The sequence below is a fragment of the Pseudomonas sp. 44 R 15 genome, assembly GCF_900004965.1.
In the GTDB taxonomy this organism is placed as follows: domain Bacteria; phylum Pseudomonadota; class Gammaproteobacteria; order Pseudomonadales; family Pseudomonadaceae; genus Aquipseudomonas; species Aquipseudomonas orientalis_A.
This window is the reverse complement of the sequence record NZ_CVTU01000034.1, coordinates 19,556-37,892: the sequence shown is the minus strand read 5'-3', so window position 1 is coordinate 37,892 and position 18,337 is coordinate 19,556. Positions and strand designations below refer to the sequence as shown.

The following is an 18,337-nucleotide window of genomic DNA, read 5'->3' as shown; positions in this document are numbered from 1 at the left end:
TCGCGAGCAAGCTCGCTCCTACCGGCAGCGTTTAGACTACGAGATTATTCATCTCGCAATACTCGTCCCATTCGACCCCCAGCACTTCGGCGGCCTCCTTGTGCAAGGCGAGGCGTGCGGCTTCGAATTCTTCCGGTGCGCAGGTGTACTTGAGGGTCAGTTCCCAAGGCTGGAGATTCTGGCTCTCCGCCTCGTCCTCGAATGCCCACTGAATCTGATCACGCTGGTCGTCAGCGCTCAGGTCCTTGATCTCGTCTTTGAGCTGCGGCGTTGCCTCGAGGTATTTGTCGAGGGCTGCTTGGTGCCGAACTTCCTGGGTCATCTCAGTCGTGGTCATGTCGTTCTCTTAGATCGAGGAATGGGGATGCATCTGGGTCATCAAGGTTGCGCAGATACGAAAGAGCAGGCGCGAATGCCGGCTCGTCTGGCCTTCAGAACCATTCTGGGATCATCTGAAAACTGTGCCTTTGAAACAGGCCTTTTGAAACGGGCCCTTGAAACATGCCAGTGAAACAGTGTTGCCTTGGTGCCCGAGACAGGAATCGAACCTGCGACCTTCGCGTTACGAGTGCGCTGCTCTACCGGCTGAGCTACACGGGCGGTGGGCTAAAGCTAGCACCGCATTGGGCATGCGGCAACCGGCTCGCTCACCACCCGCCAGACGTCATGCGCCGTTGGCGCCACAACCCTTGGCGACGTATTGCGCCTCGGCCGTGGTTGCACAGGTCCAGCCGCTGGTGGCGCTGCGCGTCAAGGTAATGGTCTTGCCCAGTACGGGCGCAGGCGCATCAAGGATTTCACAGCTGATGGAGCCGCTGCCCGTGGCGACATCTCCTGTCACATCGACCTTGCAATTGGCGGTGGGGCTCTTGCCGCCAATCAACGGCAGCGTGGGTACGGTGCCCTGGTTAATCACATCTTCGTAGCCGGCCTTCAACGCGCTGATTTCGGCCAACCCCGCCGTGAACTTGGCCTTGGCCTGGTGCTTGGTGTACATGGGCAAGCCAATCGTGGCCAAAATGCCGATGATTGCCACGACGATCAACAACTCGATCAAGGTAAAGCCTTTCTGATGCATCACTTTCACTCTCCAGAATAGAACCATGACAAGGCGCATCCTGCGCCCCGTATTGTGCAGCGGCGCCAGTGTACTCATCCCTGCGCGGCCAATCGCATACCAGAAGCACAATCTGACATTTTATCGGCCAACGCCAGCCTGCCTGTATCCGCCCGCTGGCTAAGCTGTAAATTCTTAATCTGCATGTGCGAACGCGACATGAACGACACCTCGACGATCTACGCCTGGCAGGGCATCAACCGCAACGGCCGCAGGGTGTGCGGGAAAATTTCGGGGCATGACCCTGCGTGGGTCAAGACACGACTGCGCCAGCAGGGAATCTGCCCCGAACATGTGCGCAAGCGATCGTCAGGCCTGCCACGCCTGACGGCGCCGATACTGCCGGCTGACATCGCCCTTTTCACCCGCCAACTGGCGACGCTGTTGAAGGCCGGTATCCCGCTGTTACAAGCCTTCGACATTATCGGCGAGGGCGTCGAAAACCGCACACTGCGCGAGCTGGTCAAGGGTATGAAGCAACACGTCGCCGCTGGTAACAGCCTGACTGGCACGCTGCGCCAATATCCGCGTTATTTCGATGACCTGTACTGCCACCTGATTGCCGCCGGCGAACAGGCCGGAGCCCTGGAAACGCTGCTGGAGCGCGTGGCCATTCATCTGGAAAAAAGCCAACGGCTCAAGACCAGAATCAAGAAAGCCATGACCTACCCGCTTGCCGTGCTGGTGGTGGCCGGCCTCGTCAGCGCCGTGCTGTTGATACAGGTGGTGCCGCAGTTCCAGCACCTGTTTGCCGGAGTCGACAGCCAATTGCCCGGCTTCACCCTGGGGGTCATCGCCCTCTCCGACTTTCTGCAACAGGCCTGGTGGATACTGGCGCTGGGCCTGGGCACGCTCATCGGCGGGCTGCGCCACGCCTACCGTAGTTCTGCGCGTTTTCGCTACCGGCTGGAGGCGGGTTTGTTGAAAGTCCCCCTGGCAGGCAAACTGTTGAACAAAGCTGCCGTCGCCCGCTACGCCCGCACGCTTGCAACCACCTTTGCGGCAGGTGTTCCCCTGGTGCAGGCGCTCGGCTCAGTGGCCGGCGCCGTCGGCAATGGCCCTTTCAAACAGGCAATCGAACATATGCGCCACGATGTATCCACAGGCATGCAGTTGAATCAGTCCATGGCCGCCAGCGGCCTGTTTCCAGGCATGGCGATCCAGATGACGGCCATCGGCGAAGAGTCCGGCACCCTGGACCACATGCTGGAAAGGGTCGCAAACCATTACGAGGCCGACGTAGAGAGCCTCGTCGATAACCTCACAAGCTTGATGGAACCGCTGATCATGGTGGTACTGGGGAGCATCGTCGGCGCGTTGGTGATTGCGATGTACCTGCCGGTGTTTCAACTGGGTTCGACATTTTGAGCGCGTTGTCGGGCGAGCAGCCCTGGGCGTTTGTCGGCATGGCGCTGGTGCTGGGGCTGATCGTTGGCAGCTTTCTCAATGTGCTGGTGTGGCGCCTGCCCAAGATGCTCGAGCGCGAATGGCGCGCCCAGGCCCGTGAGATCCTCGGCCTGCCCGACGCGCCGGCGGGGCCGGTCTATAACCTGATGCGCCCGAATTCCTGCTGTCCACACTGCGACCAGCCGATTCGCCCCTGGGAAAATATCCCCCTGCTCAGCTACCTGATGCTCAAGGGCCGCTGCAGCCATTGCCGTGCATCCATCAGCGCACGCTATCCGCTCACCGAACTGGCCTGTGCGCTGATATCCGCCACCGTAGCCTGGCACTTCGGCTTTGGCTGGCAGGCGGGCGCGGTGATGCTGCTGAGTTGGGGGTTGCTGGGCATGAGCCTGATCGATGTAGATCACCAACTGCTGCCGGATGCCCTCGTGCTGCCGCTGCTATGGCTGGGGCTTATCCTTAACAGTCTGGGCCTGTTCGCAACATTGCCCGATGCGTTATGGGGCGCGGTGCTGGGCTACATGAGCCTGTGGAGCGTGTTCTGGCTGTTCAAGCTGGTGACCGGCAAGGATGGCATGGGCCATGGCGACTTCAAGCTGTTGGCGCTGTTCGGTGCCTGGGGCGGCTGGCAGATACTGCCGATGACGCTGCTGATGGCGTCACTGCTCGGCGTGTTTGCCGGGTTGCTGCTGATGCGCTGGCGCAAGACGCACGTGTCGGCACCCATGCCATTTGGACCCTGCCTGGCAATTGCCGGCTGGATTGCATTGCTCTGGGGTGGTCAAATAACCGACTTCTATCTGCAGTCTGTCGGTTTCACATGACCACTCCTGTTGCAACACCCTGGATTCTCGGCCTCACAGGCGGTATCGGCAGCGGTAAAAGCGCTGCGGCCGAGCACTTCACCACGCTGGGTGTCGACCTGGTCGATGCCGATCATGCCGCCCGCTGGGTGGTCGAGCCCGGCCGGCCGGCGCTGGCGCGCATAGCCGAGCATTTCGGCAGCGCTGTGCTGCAGGCGGACGGCCAACTGGACCGCGCCGCATTGCGAACATTGATTTTTGAAGTACCCGAAGAACGTCGCTGGCTCGAGGGCCTGTTGCACCCGCTGATCGCTGACGAGATTCGCGATCACCTGGCACGCGCCCGGTCGCCCTACTCGATCCTGGTGTCACCGCTGCTGATCGAGTCCGGCCAATACCGCATGACCCAGCGCATCCTGGTGATCGACGTGCCGCAATCCCTGCAGATTCAGCGTACCCTGCAGCGCGACGGCATCAGCGAGCAACAGGTGCAGGCGATTCTCAAGGCCCAGTCGAGCCGCGAAGACCGCCTGAACCATGCCGATGACGTACTGGTCAATGACCAGGACCTTGCCTGGCTGCACGGTGAGGTCGAGCGACTGCACCACTTTTACCTTACTTTGCGTGGAGGCCGATCATGAGCCAACCCTTGACCGTCGATTGCCCAACCTGCGGTGCACCCGTGGAATGGAAACCCGACAACCTCAACCGGCCGTTCTGCTCGGACCGTTGCAAACTCATCGACCTGGGTGCCTGGGCCGCTGAAGAACACAAGATCCCGGTAGCCCCGGACGCCGAAGACGAGTTGTTTTCCGAAGACCTGCCGCCGCGCCACTAAGGCCGCATAAAGGCATATTCCTGCTGGTCGTCGAGGTTTTCCGCAAGGTATTGCAACTCGTCGGCCAAGTCTTCAAAGCTGCGAACGCCCTTGCTCTGCTGCACCACCGCGCTGAGCATGGCGCGCAGGGTCAGGCCTGGATCAAAACCGATTTCCTGCGCGGCATCCTGGCTTCTGCGCAGTTCCTGCCGTGCCCATTCGTACACACTCATGATTGGTGCTCCTGAAACTTCGCAGAGCATGGGCCTGTGCGCTCGGCGCCTTTTTGATCTGGATCAACGCGCTGAATCGTCATCCTTCCACGGCGCCGAGAGGTAGCGGGTGCGGTTGAAAGTCTCAAGCCATTCCGGGCAAAACACCACCAGGGCACTGATCACCATGCCGTTGATAAAGGCTTCGGGAAAGATGATCAGCCACAGGTAGCCGACGAAATCCTCCAGCCATTGCGGCATCGCAAATCGACCATCGAACCACAGCAACCCCAGGCCGACCAACAGACAAAGCAACGCCGACAGCGCCGCAGCGAAAAAGCCGGAACAGAAGATATACACAAAGGGGTTTCGCGATTGCGCCCGCTCCACGAGCAGCGCGCAAAGCTCAGTGATGAATACCGGAAGGCCAATCAACAACAGGCCATTGACGCCGACAGCGGCGAGGTCCTGACGCCCCAGCCATACCAACCCCAACTGCGCGGCCACCCCACCGACGATTGCGAGCGGCCAATCCAGCAACAGGGTCACCGCGGTCATGCCAATAAAGTGGTACGACACGCCCGTATCGAAATCCCGCCGCACCAGCCACAACATGAACAGCGCGAACACCGTGCCGAACAGCAAATGCTGGCGACGTCGGTCGGCAAACAGTTCGACCCAGGGCGTACGCACAATCGCCCAGATCACCAGCGGGGCATACAACAACCAGCCGATGCCGAGCGTTTGCGGCGCCAGTACCGTCGAGGCGATCACCGTTTCACCTGCCTCAGCGACTCGCGACCTTTCATGGGCCTGGCTGCGTCGATCCTGCGCATAAACGTCTTGTGTCCAGAGTCATTGCCGGATAGTCAGTCTACATCGCCAACGTTCGGGTTGCCGAGTAAACCGTTTAGAAGCTGGCACGGAAAAAACAGGCACTGCAGTGCGCTGTTGATCGATAGAGAAACTAATACCAGCCGTAGTATTACTGCATTGCAGCCGCTGTCCCCTTCAAATAAAACCTTGAGGTCTTTTAAACCAATCGAAGGAGCAGGAAAACAAGACCTCTTGTGAGTACTGGGCGCATCTATGACAGACAGCATTACTTACCCGCTTTTGATCGATAAGCACGTGCTAGCGAGTGACCGCGGCGCACCGAAACTTGATACGACTTTAAAAAACACACTGATGAGACGAACACCGGTACGCACCTCGCTCATTTATATCAACGCGGCATTGATTATTGCACTCGCCATGACCGCACTGCTGCTCGAAGAAAATGGCGCGGTTGATCTGCCCTGGTACGCCAAAGCCTTAAGCATGATCATCCTGGGATTGGTTTACGCTCACTTTACCGAGCTGCAACATGAACTGCTGCATGGGCACGCCTTTAAATCACAACAATTGAACCGGGGATTGGGATTTATCTGTGGCCTGTTCATGCTCAACTCTTTTTCCCACTATAAATATCATCATCTTCGCCATCACCGGCATCTGGGGCACTCCACAAAACAGTGAGTTTTTCAATTACCCGGAAAAAGGCATGGACAGCCCCTGGAAGTTGGCAAGTGCCGCCATCAATCCAGGCAGATTCATGCGCGTGGGCGCGCTCATGTTTAAAAGCATCACCGGAGCAACACTGCAGGATATAGAAGACAGCAAAGCGCAAAAGCAGACGAGACAGGAATATTGTGCGTATTTGTTCATCGTCGCTGCGGCGGTCGCTTTCACTTTATTGACCGGCTCATGGTTTTTGGTACTGGCCTGGCTCATCCCAATGGTGCTGATCGCCGAGCCCGCCCACTACCTGATCGAACTACCGGAGCATTTCGGCCTGGATGCCTACACCGAACCGAACTTCAACAGGAACACCCGAAGCATCGAGGCATCCTGGCTGGCCCGTTGGTATACAAACGCAAACAACCTGCACACCGCCCACCACAGTCTGGCGAGCGTACCCATGGGGCGTTGCCAGACGCTACATGACTGCTCTCGTGCCAGCATGGAGGTGATCGAGCCGGATTATTGGACGTTTTATCGCAAGGTCATGTCCGGCGAGCTCAAGCCATTCAACCGCGCCGGTCAATGACCGTCCGCCATGGCTGACGGCGTTGCTTCAAGCACAGGTTATTTTCGATATCCGAAGACATAGATCATCCCTGCGCTCGCCAGGATTACGCCGACGACTTCAAGTGTGCTGGGCACTTCGCAAAGGACGAAGATTCCCAGCACACTGGCGATGCACGGGACCAGCCCACCGAAAATGGAGCCGCGTGTCGCCCCCAGCACGGTCACCGCCTTGGTATAGAACAGCAGCGCGACAATGGCGGCAAACACGCCTTGAAACAGTCCCTGGAACACGATTTCGGACAACGGAGCAGCAAGAATGCCCGGTGTTCCCCAAAGAACATACAGAGGCAGGTACAGCAGCATGGATACTACGGATACCAGCGCTGTCGCCTGAAAGGCATCGACATCCCACGCGCGCGAAGCAATGGTATAAACCCCCCATAACGCGCCGGCTGCAATAAACAACAGATCCCCCAGCCAGACCTGCCCTCCACTGTCCGTCATACTCCGCCAGCCCGAGAGCATTGCCCCCGCCATGACCACCAGAATTCCGATGAGAACGGCTTTCGCTGGGCGGTCGCGCAGTATGAACCAGCCTCCGAGAGTGGAAACCGCAATCATCGCACTGGGAATAAGCACACCGGCATGTCCGGCGGGCGCATAAGCCAGTCCGATGATGCCAAGCAGTACGTGGGGAATACCCTGGCCCACCGTAAGAACCAGCGTCTTCGGCAAACCGAGGGTCCCGGTTCCTTTTTTCAGGACAAAAGGCAGCAGGATCAGCCCGGCCACCATGAAACGCAGGGCGGCTATGTCATAAGCCGACAGCGTTTTTTGCACACCAAAACGGGAAAGGACAGGCCAGGCGCCCCAGATGAGCGCTGACAGGAGCCCAAAGCAGACGGCGACGTAAAGTGTTTTTCGATCGACTGCATGCACGCTGCTCATGGCCTGTCCTTTCTCACTCACGCTGACTTTATGGAACGATCGGGTGCTGCGCTTTCAACCACATGCAGACCGTGGGTGAAATTCGAAAAGCGGTAAGGGTTCATCGGGTCATCACATCCGGCTTCAATCAGAATGCGTTGGCCCAGTCCGAGCGCCTGCGCCTGGTCGATCAAGACTTCAGTCATGATCTGATCCGCCAACGAAACGCCGGTGCTGTCGAAAATGGTTGGCTTCATCTGGTAATGCGCATAGTCCTGCGGCGCTTTGACGATCCTGTGTAATTCAGGACCGATGCAACCGTATTCCTCTTCAGTCAATTGCTGACACTCACCCTCGTTCAACGCCTGTTCCAGATAATCAGGCACCAGGAACGAGCTTTTCAGCAATTGCGTCGATAGCTCATATTTTCTGGGTGTGTCGGCCCCTACGGCATTGATATGCACATGCGGCTTCATGCCGCCCGCGTGGACAACCGGCCCGGCATCAAGCCCGATGGAGGTCGCCACGCAAATGATGTCGGACTCGGCCAGAACCCTTTCCTTGGAAACAATGGTCGGGGTGATGCCCAAGGCGGCGACGCGCTTGGCGAACGTAGCCTCTACGTTCGGATCTATGTCGTGTACCAAGACCGCATCAAAATCATAGATTCGACTCAGCGCATGGGCCTGGGTCACGGCCATGGCGCCTGCGCCAATCAGCCCCAGAGTTTTACTTTCAGGGTGAGCCAGCAATTTTGACGCAACGGCCGATGACGCACCCGTCCGCACCGCTGTCGCGAATACGCCGTCAACTACAGCGATAAGGTGACCGTCCCTGACGTCGTATAAGGAGTTGGTCGCCATGACCGTCGGCATGCCACGATTGAAGGGATTGCCCGGGTGGTAGCCAACCACTTTGAGCGCAACGTTCTTATCGCGTCGGTAAGCAGGCATGAATTCAATCAGGCCCATTTCCGGCGTTTCATAGACAAACCCGGTACGCGGCTGGATCTCCACTTCACCATTGCCAAAAAGCGTAAGCGCCTGACGTAACCTGGCAATCGTTTCGTCCATTAAGGTGTCGAGGCCGACTGCGGCGGCGATTTGACCGATATTTTCCTCCGAGAGGATAATGGTTGCTCGTTGTGCCACGGTGTCGCTCCTATAGGTTTGGAAAGTTGATTCAGAATCAGGCGGGCGCCAAATGCTGTTTATTTATTGATTCGACGAAACCGCCGAACGTTATTTTTAAATAGAGGAATGTGCGTGTACGGCATGAATACCCGCACACTGTTGACACAATTTGCTTCGGGCGATCACGGAGATGAGTCAAAGGCTATTTAATCAAGCCTACGTCTGTTTCAAAAAATACGAGACTCTTGGAACAGAGTCGATGGAGTATTTCTTCAGGGGGTATTAGATTTACTAAAGGGCAAACAGCAGCGAACCGGGTGGCTAATAGTCTGCGCTGCGGCCCAAGTTTTACAAGCTTCTTAGCGAACCGGCGAGTGAATGGGTCAACCAGGCTTCAAACTTGTCCAGTGCCTGCATTTTCTGAGAGTACTCAGGTTTCAGAAAGGTATAGCAATTATCGCCGGAAAAGCGAGTGCCCAAGACTTTTTCCAACTGACCGCTGCGTAACTCATGTTCGACCAGGATGGATTCTATTAACGCCAATCCTTGTCCATGAATGGCCGCCGTTAACGCCATATGCCCCTCGGTAAAGATCAACGCAGTCTTGCTGAGGTCCAGGGATAAACCTAGCTCACTGAAGACGCCCCTCCAGCTTTTATGAAGTTTCCTGTGGTCTTCAGTTTTTGATTCGTAACTGATTAACTTGTGATCATACAGATCGGCGTAATGATTGATCGCCGGTGATTTATTTATATAGGCAGGGCTTCCAACAATAATAATATCCGAACAGCCGAGCACCGTGCTGTTGGGTGGAGGATTCTCACCCTTGCCGAACCTGATGGACGCATCGATACCATCGCTGCGAAAACTCCTCACTTCGCAAGACGCATCAATCACAACATTGAGATCCACATGTTGTTCGTAAAACTTGTTTAAATTTGGAATGAGCCACTTAACGGCAAATGAAGGCGGGGCGGAGATAGAAAGAGTGGTCCTTTGAGTCCCGATAATTTCTTCGGCGACAGCGGCCAATTCGCCCAGTGCTTTCTGCGCAACGCCAGCGAGCCGCTGTCCGGCGTCAGTCAGCGTCAGGCCCTTGGCATCCCTAATGAACAGTGGGCAGTTTACGTAGTTTTCAAGGTTCTTGATCTGCTGGCTGGCGGCCCCTTGAGTGACGCACAGCTCCACTGCGGCCTTAGTTACACTTAAATGCCGGGAGACTGCTTCAAACGCTTTTACAGCATTAAGTGGCGGGGTCTTCATGGGGCGCTTCTTATCTATCCATAGAAAATTCACTGTTTCGACTCTAACCCAAGCCGCCTGTGTTGCCTAGACTTACCCAAATTCACTTGATAGCAAACGCCTGGAAGCCGTTATGCGATATTCGTGGCAGTCTTTTATCTCTCATGCAACTTAGCGCACTGTTTAAGTGCATGATGTAACGCCTGAAAACTTGCGCCAATGCGCCGCACCATCGCCGCGCAGCTGGGACATCGCCTCCCAGACGTCTCCAGTGTCGTAGCGAGTCTTCCTGCGGTCATCATTTGAACGCTAAGCTAGGCAGATGGATGACTCAGATTATTTGCGCTTGCTCACCGTAGCAGCCGAACAAGCCAACGCATTCCTGTCCAATGCCCGCAAATGGGAGCGTGAGCGTTGGGTCTGCCAGCGCCTGCTGCAAGGCTTGAACGTGCCCTATCGCGCCGAAGAATTCCACGCCGCAGGCACCGAGCCGCCGGACGTGCTGTTTCGCGACGCCAGTTTTGAAGTGTTCTTTGTATTGGACGAAGGCCGCCGCCTGAACGACGAATGGCGCGACGAATTGCTGCGCAGGCGCAGCGCTTTCTCCTTAAGCCAACTGGTGCGTCGCGAAGCCAAGCCAAGACGCATTCCCGCCCATGAGTTCCTGTTGCGCCTGGCACCGACACTGCGCAAGAAAGCGCACAACTACAAGGAACGCGGCATGGACCTGGGGGAGCTGGACCTCATCGCCTTCGCCAGCCTCAAGCGCGAAGTGCTGGACCTCAACAGCCACTTTCCGCCGCCCACCGAATATCTGCGCCAGGGCTGGCGCTCCCTGTCACTGGTGGGGCCGACCTTTGCGCGGGTGCTGTTCGCTCATCCGGACGCGCCGGATTTCTTGCGCAACAACCTGGGCCGCAGCATAGTGTTCGATGTGGGCATCAGCCTTTGATCCACAGGCTGTAACGTGACGCCCTTTTGCAACGTCTACCTGACGAGGCCTTTATGAGCAGCCGCCTGAAACCCGATGACCAACAGCATGTCGAAGAGTACCTGCAACTCTCCCAGCACAGAGTCGAGCGCAAGCCTTTCAGGCCGTGGCTGCTCCTTGGTGTGGTGCTGGTGGTGGTGATCGGGCTCGGTTTGCTGAGCCGCCTTTTGAGTTACCTGACGCTATGAGCTGCCTGGCGCTCGCGGGGGTAACTGCTCCGATTTCTTTTAGCCTTGCGAGATATCCCCATGACCCATCGTATTATTGTCGTCGGCGGCGGTGCCGGCGGCCTGGAGCTGGCGACCCGCCTGGGTAAGACCCTGGGCAAACGCGGCAAAGCCAGCATCACGCTGGTGGACGCCAACCTGACGCATATCTGGAAGCCGTTGCTGCACGAAGTGGCGGCCGGCTCGCTGAACTCTTCGGAAGACGAACTCAATTACGTCGCCCAGGCAAAATGGAACCACTTCGAGTTTCAACTGGGGCGTATGAGCGGGCTTGACCGCGAACAAAAGAAAATCCAACTGGCCGCCACCCTCGACGAAGAAGGCCGGGAACTGGTGCCTGCGCGCGTCCTGGGCTACGACAGCCTGGTCATTGCAGTGGGCAGCACCACGAACGATTTCGGCACCGAGGGCGCCGCGCAACATTGCCTGTTCCTCGACACCCGTAAACAGGCCGAGCGCTTTCATCAGCAGTTGCTCAACCATTACCTGCGCGCCCACGCCGGGCAGACCGACACGGTCGAACAAATCAGCGTCGCCATCGTCGGCGCCGGCGCCACCGGTGTTGAACTGGCCGCCGAACTGCATAACGCCGCCCATGAGCTGGCGGCGTATGGCCTGGACCGCATCAAGCCGGAAAACATGCACATCACCCTGATCGAAGCCGGCCCACGGGTATTGCCCGCGCTGCCGGAGCGGATTGGCGGGCCGGTGCACAAGACTCTGGAGAAACTCGGAGTGACCGTGCTGACCAACTCGGCCGTCAGCGAAGTGACCGCCGACGCGCTGATCACCAGCAGCGGCCAGGTGATTCCGGCCAGCCTCAAAGTCTGGGCTGCCGGGATCCGCGCACCGGGTTTTCTCAAGGACATCGATGGCCTGGAGACCAACCGCATCAACCAGCTGCAGGTGTTGCCGACGCTGCAGACCACCCGCGACGAAAACATCTTTGCCTTTGGCGATTGCGCCGCCTGCCCGCAACCAGGCACCGACCGCAATGTGCCGCCACGCGCGCAAGCCGCTCACCAACAGGCTTCATTGCTCGCCAAGTCGCTGAAGCTGCGGATTGAAGGCAAGGAGCTGCCGACCTACACATACACCGACTACGGCTCGCTGATCTCGCTGTCGCGCTTTTCCGCCGTGGGTAACTTGATGGGTAACCTGACCGGCAGTGTGATGCTCGAGGGCTGGCTGGCGCGGATGTTCTACGTGTCGCTGTACCGTATGCACCAGATGGCGCTGTATGGCTTTTTCCGCACGGCGATGCTGATGCTGGGCAGCAAGATCGGACGCGGGACTGAGCCGCGCCTGAAACTGCACTGACAAGATAAAACAATGGGGTAGGAGCGAGCTTGCTCGCGAAAAACGTCAACGATAACGCGTGTTTCCTGAATGAACGCGGTGCCTGTGAGTTTTTCGCGAGCAAGCTCGCTCCTACAGACGGCGGTGAAGCCCCCACCTACCTCGCGCAAAATCGCCATCCGGACCAGCCTCTGGCAAGACGCGCCTGGTTATGTAAGGCTTTTTTCGAAGTAAACGCGATCGAAACCATACTCCGTGCGCTCAGCTACTTTTACATAACCAAGCTTGGGATATATCAAGAGGTTGTCTGCCATCTTCGCATTGGTATAGAGATGAACGGCGTTCACACCGCGCGCGCTGGCGGCTTTTTCACAAAAGCTGATCAGCGCCCTTCCAACCCCCCGCCCGGCTGCGCTCGGGAGGACTGCCACGTTTTCCAATAGGCAATATCCGTCCTTGACGTAGAACACAATAAAGCCCTGAAATCTGGCTTGATCGTCAAGCGCAACATAGACCAATCCGGACACTATCTGCGTGATGAAATCGGCGATCATCGGGGCTGGCTTGCGCCCGATCACGGGCACATAACGCGCGTAGGCTTGTTCAGCGCAATGTCTGATCTCGAACTCATCACTTGCTTCGGCTAACCGGATCATATCGCTGTCCTTAAGGCGCTCTATACCGCCAAGCTGTTATCTGCAACTTCCCACCCTGGATGCTTCCCTTCAAAACACTGGACGCTTTGAAAAAGAATTACGCAGCCCATCACTCCATTGGCGGGCAAGTCATGGCTCGCCTAGCTGAACAATCGTTTTACCAAAATTACGTCCCTTGAGTTGGTCAACCAAGGCTTGCGGCGCTGTATGCAACCCATGGGTAATCTGCTCGCGATAACTCAACTTGCCGTCGGTGATCCACTGGACCGCCTCCTCGAGAAAATCTGCCATTTGCTCTTCAGCGTATTCCGTCTGGATGAAACCGCGCAGGGTAAGGCTCTTGCTCATTATCTGCGCCATCGTATTGGATAGACGATCAATGCTTTCCTGAGCGCCGGACGGTTTCTCGTATTGAGAAATAATCCCGCAGACAGGAACGCGAGCGTAAGTATTCAAGAGCGGCAGTACAGCATCCCAGATTTTTCCGCCGACGCTTTCAAAGTACACATCAATGCCGTCCGGGCAGGCGTTGGCCAGTTGTTCTGCAAAGTCCGGCGCGTTGTAATCGGCGACTGCATCGAAATGCAGCTCGTCCTTCAAGTAGGCGAGCTTTTTCGCACCGGTAGTAATGCCTACCGCTCGAGCGCCACGCAGGCGGGCGATTTGTCCGACCATAGAGCCAACCGCGCCGCTCGCAGCAGCAACCACTACGGTTTCACCTGGATTGGGCTTGCCAATGTTGCGCAAACCCGCATAGGCCGTGAAACCTGTCATTCCCAGTACGCCCAATGCGGTGGAAGGCGGTGCCAGGTCTGGATCAAGTTGACGCAGGTCGCTGCCATCTGAAATGGCAAAGCGTTTCCACCCGGAAAAAGCCAATACCCACGCACCGACTGGCCAATCGGGATGATGGGACTCCCTCACCCGGGACACCGTGGCGCCGACGATGACCTGGTCGATCTCGATAGGCTCGTTATAGGATTTTTCCGCCCTCATCCACCAGCGCATATAGGGGTCAATGGAGAGGTAAATGGTCTCCAGCAGAACTTCGCGCTCGCCTGGTATGGGTACTGCGACATCTTCAAGGCGAAGGTCGGATGGCTTCAGGTCCCCATCCGGGCGCGCCGCCAGCACGACCTGCTGATTCGATAGCGTTGTCATTACATTTCTCCCGCTCAGGTTGACCAAATGATCCGGTGGGCAGCTTTCGCCGCACTCACATACATAATGTATGTGATTAATGTATTAACATACACACTGCATGTCAATGTACCCGTGATTGATAAGGAGAGCCTGATGGCGCGACAAAAACGTGCGGAGATGATTGCGTCAACACGCAGCAAGTTGATCGCTGCAGCCCGCAAAGCCTTTGCAGAAAAGGGCTACGCCGAGACCGCCATGGAGGATCTGACAGCGGATGCCGAACTGACACGCGGTGCGCTCTACCACCACTTCGGCGGTAAGAAAGGCCTGCTGGAAGCCGTTATTGCCCAGATAGACGAAGAGTCCTCTGCGCACCTGCGTGCAGTTGTAGAACAGGCCAGTACGCCTTGGGAGGGGTTCGTCGAGGAAAGTGTCGAATGGATCAAGCTGGCACTTAACCCGGAAATTCAACGTATCGTTCTGCTGGATGGCCCTGCGGTTCTTGGCGATCCGGCGCGGACGGCCAGCCAGAGCGCCTGCCTGGCCAGCACTATGCGTAGCATTCAAGCGTTGATCGACCAGAACGTCGTCAAACCGGTAGATGCACAGGCGACTGCCTATCTGGTCAATGGTGCAGCGTTGAACGCTTCTCTGTGGATCGCTGGCGCGGCGGATCCACACAAGGCATCGACACAGGCAATCGCCAGCTTTCGTATCTTGCTATCGGGGCTGCTGCGATAGCGTTTGGCGAGCAAGCATCACAGGTAGTTCTCCTGGCGTAATCGGGGGCGAGTCGAATCGTCGCATCGCCCCTCCCACAGTGTTTCAATCGGTCCTGAGTTTCGCGCAGGCAAAAAAAATCCCCGTATCTTTCGATACGAGGATTTTTAATATGGTCGGGGTAGGGGGATTCGAACTCCCGACATCCTGCTCCCAAAGCAGGCGCGCTACCGGACTGCGCTATACCCCGGTAATAAAAAGGCGACCTTTCAGTCGCCTTCTTCGATCAGCGCTTTTGGCCTCTGATCTTAAGATCTGATTCCAGCGTAAACTGGTCTCAAAAATGGTGGGTCGTGTGGGATTCGAACCTACGACCAATTGGTTAAAAGCCAACTGCTCTACCAACTGAGCTAACGACCCAAATATGGTCGGGGTAGGGGGATTCGAACTCCCGACATCCTGCTCCCAAAGCAGGCGCGCTACCGGACTGCGCTATACCCCGGTTTGAAATTGGCTCCGTGACCAGGACTCGAACCTGGGACCCAATGATTAACAGTCATTTGCTCTACCGACTGAGCTATCACGGAACTAAATATTTCAAAGTACAACATATTTCAAACTACAACATTTACCGCTGTGTAGCTTCTCTTCGACCCTGTCCGTATCGCTACGTTAGCGTCTCTGAGGCGCGCTATTCTACAATCTTAAAAACCCCTGTCAACCCTTTAAATTGCTTTTAAGACAATGATTTGCGCTTCTTTCTGATTTCTTCTTGGGGAGAAGAAACCCGTGGGCTGACGTTGCTGCGGGGCGCACTTTACAAGCCTTTGCCTTACAGTTCAACGCCCTATCGAAAAAAAAGGCCCCGCAATGCGGGGCCTCCTCTTATCGCACTGGCCGCAGGGCTTAATGGAAGACGATTTCGTCGTTCTCCACCGTCGCCTCGACGCTGGTGCCCGGCATAAAGCTGCCCGACAGGATCAGCTGTGCCAGCGGGTTCTCGATCCAGCGCTGGATCGCACGCTTCAACGGCCGCGCGCCGTATACCGGGTCGTAGCCCACCGCAATCAGCTTGTCCAACGCCTCGCTGCTCAGCTCCAGGGCCAGCTCGCGCTCGGCCAGACGTGCACGCAGGCGTCCCAACTGGATCTCGGTAATGCCGGCTATCTGATCCCGCGCCAACGGCTCGAAGATCACCACTTCGTCCACCCGGTTGATAAATTCCGGCCGGAAGTGGGTGGTCAGCGCGTCCATGACAGCGGCCCGCTGTGCCTCGCGATCGCCCACCAGCTCCTGGATCTGCGACGAGCCCAGGTTGGAGGTCATCACGATCACCGTGTTGCGAAAATCCACCGTGCGTCCGTGGCTGTCGGTCAGGCGACCATCCTCCAGCACTTGCAGCAGGATGTTGAACACATCCGGGTGCGCCTTCTCGACCTCATCCAGCAGGATCACCGAGTAGGGCTTGCGCCGTACGGCTTCGGTCAGGTAACCGCCCTCCTCATAGCCCACGTAGCCTGGTGGGGCGCCGATCAGGCGAGCCACCGAGTGTTTCTCCATGAACTCGGACATGTCGATGCGCACCATGGCCTCTTCGGTATCGAACAGAAATTCAGCCAGGGCTTTGCACAGCTCGGTCTTACCCACGCCGGTAGGCCCAAGGAACATGAACGAACCACTCGGGCGATTCGGGTCGGACAACCCGGCGCGGGAACGCCGCACCGCGTTGGACACCGCCACCACGGCCTCTTCCTGACCGATCACACGCTGATGCAGCAGGCTTTCCATCTTCAGCAGCTTGTCGCGTTCGCCTTCAAGCATCTTCGACACCGGAATACCGGTCCACTTGGAGACCACCTCGGCAATTTCTTCCTCGGTCACCTTGCTGCGCAGCAACTGATTCTCGCTGTGTCCATGCTGGTCGACCATCTGCAGGCTGCGTTCCAGGTCCGGGATTACCCCGTACTGCAACTCGGCCATGCGGTTCAGGTCGCCTTTACGGCGCGCGGCCTCCAGTTCCTGGCGCGATTGCTCGATCTTCTGCTGGATTTGCGCAGAGCCCTGCACCTCGGCTTTTTCCGAGGTCCAGATTTCCTCGAGGTCCGAATACTCGCGTTCCAGACGCACGATTTCTTCCTGGAGTTTCTCCAGGCGTTTCTTCGCCGCGTCATCCTCTTCTTTTTTCAACGCCTGGGATTCGACCTTCAGTTGAATCAGGCGGCGGTCCAGGCGGTCGAGCACTTCCGGCTTGGAATCGATCTCCATACGGATGCGGCTGGCCGCTTCGTCGATCAGGTCGATGGCCTTGTCGGGCAACTGGCGATCAGTGATATAGCGATGGCTCAGCTTGGCCGCCGCAATGATTGCACCGTCGGTAATCGCGACTTTATGGTGAACTTCATAGCGCTCTTTCAGGCCACGCAGGATGGCGATAGTGTCTTCTTCGCTGGGCTCTTCCACCAGGACCTTCTGGAAACGTCGCTCAAGCGCCGCATCCTTTTCTATGTACTGGCGGTACTCGTTAAGCGTGGTCGCACCGACGCAATGCAACTCGCCTCGCGCCAGGGCAGGCTTGAGCATGTTGCCGGCATCCATGGAGCCCTCGCCCTTGCCCGCGCCGACCATGGTGTGCAGTTCGTCGATAAACAGAATGATCTGCCCTTCCTGCTTGGACAATTCATTAAGCAGGGATTTCAGGCGCTCTTCGAACTCGCCACGGAACTTGGCGCCGGCGATCAACGAGCCCATGTCCAGGGACAGCAGGCGCTTGCCCTTGAGCCCGTCCGGCACTTCACCATTGATAATGCGCTGGGCCAGGCCCTCGGCGATGGCGGTTTTACCCACGCCAGGCTCACCGATCAGCACCGGGTTGTTCTTGGTGCGACGCTGCAGCACTTGGATAGTGCGACGGATTTCGTCGTCACGGCCGATGACCGGGTCAAGCTTGCCCTCTTCGGCGCGCTTGGTCAGGTCAACGGTGTATTTATCCAGGGCCTGGCGCGACTCCTCATGATTGGGGTCATTCACTGCCTCGCCGCCACGCAGGTTGTTGATGGCGTTTTCCAGGGCTTTCTTGCTTACGCCCTGGCCCAGCAACAACTTGCCGAGCTTGCTGTTGTCGTCCATGGCGGCGAGCAGCACCAGTTCGCTGGAGATGAACTGGTCACCTTTTTGCTGGGCCAGGCGGTCGGCCTGATTCAGCAGCCGCGCCAGGTCCTGCGACATATTCACGTCGCCGGTGGGATTCTGGATTTTCGGCAGTTGGTCGAGCTCTTTGCTCAACTCCTTGCGCAGGCTGTTGACGTCAAAGCCCACCTGCATCAACAAGGGTTTGATAGAACCACCTTGCTGCTCGAGGAGCGCCTGCATCAAGTGCGCCGGTTCAATCGCCGGGTGGTCGAGACCGACGGCCAGGGACTGGGAGTCCGATAAGGCCAACTGCAATTTGCTGGTTAAACGATCAATACGCATTAGTCACCTTCCTTTTGAGCAGGCCGGAGCTATGAACAAACACATCCTGAATGAAGAAACCTGCCAGATACCCCTATAGATGGGGTGGATTCTGCGGGATTC

At 57.3% G+C, this 18,337-nt stretch carries 20 protein-coding genes and 5 tRNA genes; 10 read left to right on the top strand and 15 right to left on the bottom strand.

What is annotated here, in order from left to right; all coding sequences use genetic code 11:
• Window positions 1-31: 31 nt before the first annotated feature.
• The 3 genes from BFP93_RS02940 to BFP93_RS02930 form a co-directional block, all read right to left on the bottom strand.
• Window positions 32-337 (bottom strand): DUF6388 family protein, encoded by a 306-nt coding sequence (locus BFP93_RS02940; protein WP_065891884.1) that lies wholly within the window; start codon window positions 335-337, stop codon window positions 32-34.
• 187 nt (window positions 338-524) lie between these two features.
• Window positions 525-600, bottom strand: a tRNA-Thr gene (locus BFP93_RS02935).
• A 64-nt stretch (window positions 601-664) separates the two neighbouring features.
• Entirely contained in the window at window positions 665-1,078 is a 414-nt protein-coding gene (locus BFP93_RS02930; RefSeq protein WP_065891883.1) for a pilin, read from the bottom strand.
• Window positions 1,079-1,276: 198 nt separating this feature from the next.
• Here BFP93_RS02930 and BFP93_RS02925 point away from each other — a divergent pair, with 198 nt between their 5' ends.
• The 4 genes from BFP93_RS02925 to yacG are packed head-to-tail and all read left to right on the top strand — an operon-like array spanning window position 1,277 to window position 4,165.
• Window positions 1,277-2,485: a type II secretion system F family protein gene (locus BFP93_RS02925; protein ID WP_065891882.1), complete on the top strand. Its 1,209-nt coding sequence runs from the start codon at window positions 1,277-1,279 to the stop codon at window positions 2,483-2,485.
• Window positions 2,482-3,348 (top strand): prepilin peptidase, encoded by an 867-nt coding sequence (locus tag BFP93_RS02920; protein WP_065891881.1) that lies wholly within the window; start codon window positions 2,482-2,484, stop codon window positions 3,346-3,348. Before BFP93_RS02925 ends, BFP93_RS02920 begins: the two co-directional genes overlap by 4 nt.
• Window positions 3,345-3,968 carry a dephospho-CoA kinase gene (gene coaE, locus BFP93_RS02915; protein ID WP_065891880.1) on the top strand — a complete coding sequence of 208 codons (624 nt, stop codon included), beginning with the start codon at window positions 3,345-3,347 and terminating at the stop codon, window positions 3,966-3,968. Before BFP93_RS02920 ends, coaE begins: the two co-directional genes overlap by 4 nt.
• Window positions 3,965-4,165, top strand: coding sequence for a DNA gyrase inhibitor YacG (gene yacG / locus BFP93_RS02910; RefSeq protein ID WP_065887991.1), 201 nt, complete (start codon window positions 3,965-3,967; stop codon window positions 4,163-4,165). Before coaE ends, yacG begins: the two co-directional genes overlap by 4 nt.
• Here the strand turns inward: yacG and BFP93_RS02905 are convergent.
• Both BFP93_RS02905 and BFP93_RS02900 read right to left on the bottom strand, forming a co-directional pair.
• Window positions 4,162-4,377: a hypothetical protein gene (locus BFP93_RS02905; RefSeq protein WP_003171680.1), complete on the bottom strand. Its 216-nt coding sequence runs from the start codon at window positions 4,375-4,377 to the stop codon at window positions 4,162-4,164. The two genes, yacG and BFP93_RS02905, sit on opposite strands and share 4 nt — an antisense overlap.
• A 63-nt stretch (window positions 4,378-4,440) precedes the next feature.
• The gene (locus BFP93_RS02900) at window positions 4,441-5,130 is read right to left on the bottom strand and encodes an energy-coupling factor ABC transporter permease (RefSeq protein WP_065891879.1); all 690 of its coding nucleotides are present in this window, start codon (window positions 5,128-5,130) and stop codon (window positions 4,441-4,443) included.
• A 315-nt stretch (window positions 5,131-5,445) separates the two neighbouring features.
• Here BFP93_RS02900 and BFP93_RS02895 point away from each other — a divergent pair, with 315 nt between their 5' ends.
• Window positions 5,446-5,874, top strand: coding sequence for a fatty acid desaturase (locus tag BFP93_RS02895; protein WP_065891878.1), 429 nt, complete (start codon window positions 5,446-5,448; stop codon window positions 5,872-5,874).
• Window positions 5,875-5,899: 25 nt separating this feature from the next.
• Window positions 5,900-6,445 carry a fatty acid desaturase gene (locus tag BFP93_RS02890; RefSeq protein ID WP_065891877.1) on the top strand — a complete coding sequence of 182 codons (546 nt, stop codon included), beginning with the start codon at window positions 5,900-5,902 and terminating at the stop codon, window positions 6,443-6,445.
• A gap of 38 nt (window positions 6,446-6,483) precedes the next feature.
• Here BFP93_RS02890 and BFP93_RS02885 read toward each other — a convergent pair whose 3' ends face one another.
• The 3 genes from BFP93_RS02885 to BFP93_RS02875 form a co-directional block, all read right to left on the bottom strand.
• Complete coding sequence (locus BFP93_RS02885; protein WP_065891876.1) at window positions 6,484-7,374, bottom strand: DMT family transporter; 891 nt, start codon at window positions 7,372-7,374, stop codon at window positions 6,484-6,486.
• A gap of 17 nt (window positions 7,375-7,391) precedes the next feature.
• Window positions 7,392-8,504, bottom strand: a complete 1,113-nt coding sequence (locus BFP93_RS02880; protein WP_065891875.1) for an ornithine cyclodeaminase family protein — start codon at window positions 8,502-8,504, stop codon at window positions 7,392-7,394.
• 330 nt (window positions 8,505-8,834) lie between these two features.
• The gene (locus BFP93_RS02875) at window positions 8,835-9,749 is read right to left on the bottom strand and encodes a LysR family transcriptional regulator (RefSeq protein ID WP_065891874.1); all 915 of its coding nucleotides are present in this window, start codon (window positions 9,747-9,749) and stop codon (window positions 8,835-8,837) included.
• Window positions 9,750-10,050: 301 nt separating this feature from the next.
• Between BFP93_RS02875 and BFP93_RS02870 the strand changes: the two genes are divergently transcribed.
• The 3 genes from BFP93_RS02870 to BFP93_RS02860 are packed head-to-tail and all read left to right on the top strand — an operon-like array spanning window position 10,051 to window position 12,266.
• Entirely contained in the window at window positions 10,051-10,680 is a 630-nt protein-coding gene (locus BFP93_RS02870; protein WP_065887993.1) for a DUF1780 domain-containing protein, read from the top strand.
• Window positions 10,681-10,733: 53 nt separating this feature from the next.
• On the top strand, window positions 10,734-10,907 hold the full coding sequence (locus tag BFP93_RS02865; RefSeq protein WP_065887994.1) for a DUF3094 family protein: 174 nt from the start codon (window positions 10,734-10,736) through the stop codon (window positions 10,905-10,907).
• 60 nt (window positions 10,908-10,967) lie between these two features.
• On the top strand, window positions 10,968-12,266 hold the full coding sequence (locus BFP93_RS02860; RefSeq protein WP_065891873.1) for an NAD(P)/FAD-dependent oxidoreductase: 1,299 nt from the start codon (window positions 10,968-10,970) through the stop codon (window positions 12,264-12,266).
• 188 nt (window positions 12,267-12,454) lie between these two features.
• Here the strand turns inward: BFP93_RS02860 and BFP93_RS02855 are convergent, their stop codons facing one another.
• Both BFP93_RS02855 and BFP93_RS02850 read right to left on the bottom strand, forming a co-directional pair.
• On the bottom strand, window positions 12,455-12,901 hold the full coding sequence (locus tag BFP93_RS02855; RefSeq protein WP_065891872.1) for a GNAT family N-acetyltransferase: 447 nt from the start codon (window positions 12,899-12,901) through the stop codon (window positions 12,455-12,457).
• A gap of 129 nt (window positions 12,902-13,030) precedes the next feature.
• Window positions 13,031-14,062 (bottom strand): NADP-dependent oxidoreductase, encoded by a 1,032-nt coding sequence (locus BFP93_RS02850; protein WP_083205591.1) that lies wholly within the window; start codon window positions 14,060-14,062, stop codon window positions 13,031-13,033.
• A 135-nt stretch (window positions 14,063-14,197) separates the two neighbouring features.
• On the opposite strand from BFP93_RS02850, the gene BFP93_RS02845 reads away from it, so the two are divergent.
• On the top strand, window positions 14,198-14,785 hold the full coding sequence (locus BFP93_RS02845; RefSeq protein WP_065891891.1) for a TetR/AcrR family transcriptional regulator: 588 nt from the start codon (window positions 14,198-14,200) through the stop codon (window positions 14,783-14,785).
• 152 nt (window positions 14,786-14,937) lie between these two features.
• On the opposite strand, the gene BFP93_RS02840 is transcribed toward BFP93_RS02845, so the two are convergent.
• The 5 genes from BFP93_RS02840 to clpB all read right to left on the bottom strand — a co-directional run bounded on the left by BFP93_RS02840 (window position 14,938) and on the right by clpB (window position 18,235).
• Window positions 14,938-15,014, bottom strand: a tRNA-Pro gene (locus BFP93_RS02840).
• Between the two features lie 94 nt (window positions 15,015-15,108).
• A tRNA-Lys gene (locus BFP93_RS02835) sits at window positions 15,109-15,184 on the bottom strand.
• 5 nt (window positions 15,185-15,189) lie between these two features.
• Window positions 15,190-15,266, bottom strand: a tRNA-Pro gene (locus BFP93_RS02830).
• A 9-nt stretch (window positions 15,267-15,275) separates the two neighbouring features.
• Window positions 15,276-15,351 (bottom strand) — tRNA-Asn (locus BFP93_RS02825).
• 319 nt (window positions 15,352-15,670) lie between these two features.
• Window positions 15,671-18,235, bottom strand: coding sequence for an ATP-dependent chaperone ClpB (gene clpB, locus BFP93_RS02820; RefSeq protein ID WP_065887998.1), 2,565 nt, complete (start codon window positions 18,233-18,235; stop codon window positions 15,671-15,673).
• Between the last annotated feature and the right edge of the window lie 102 nt (window positions 18,236-18,337).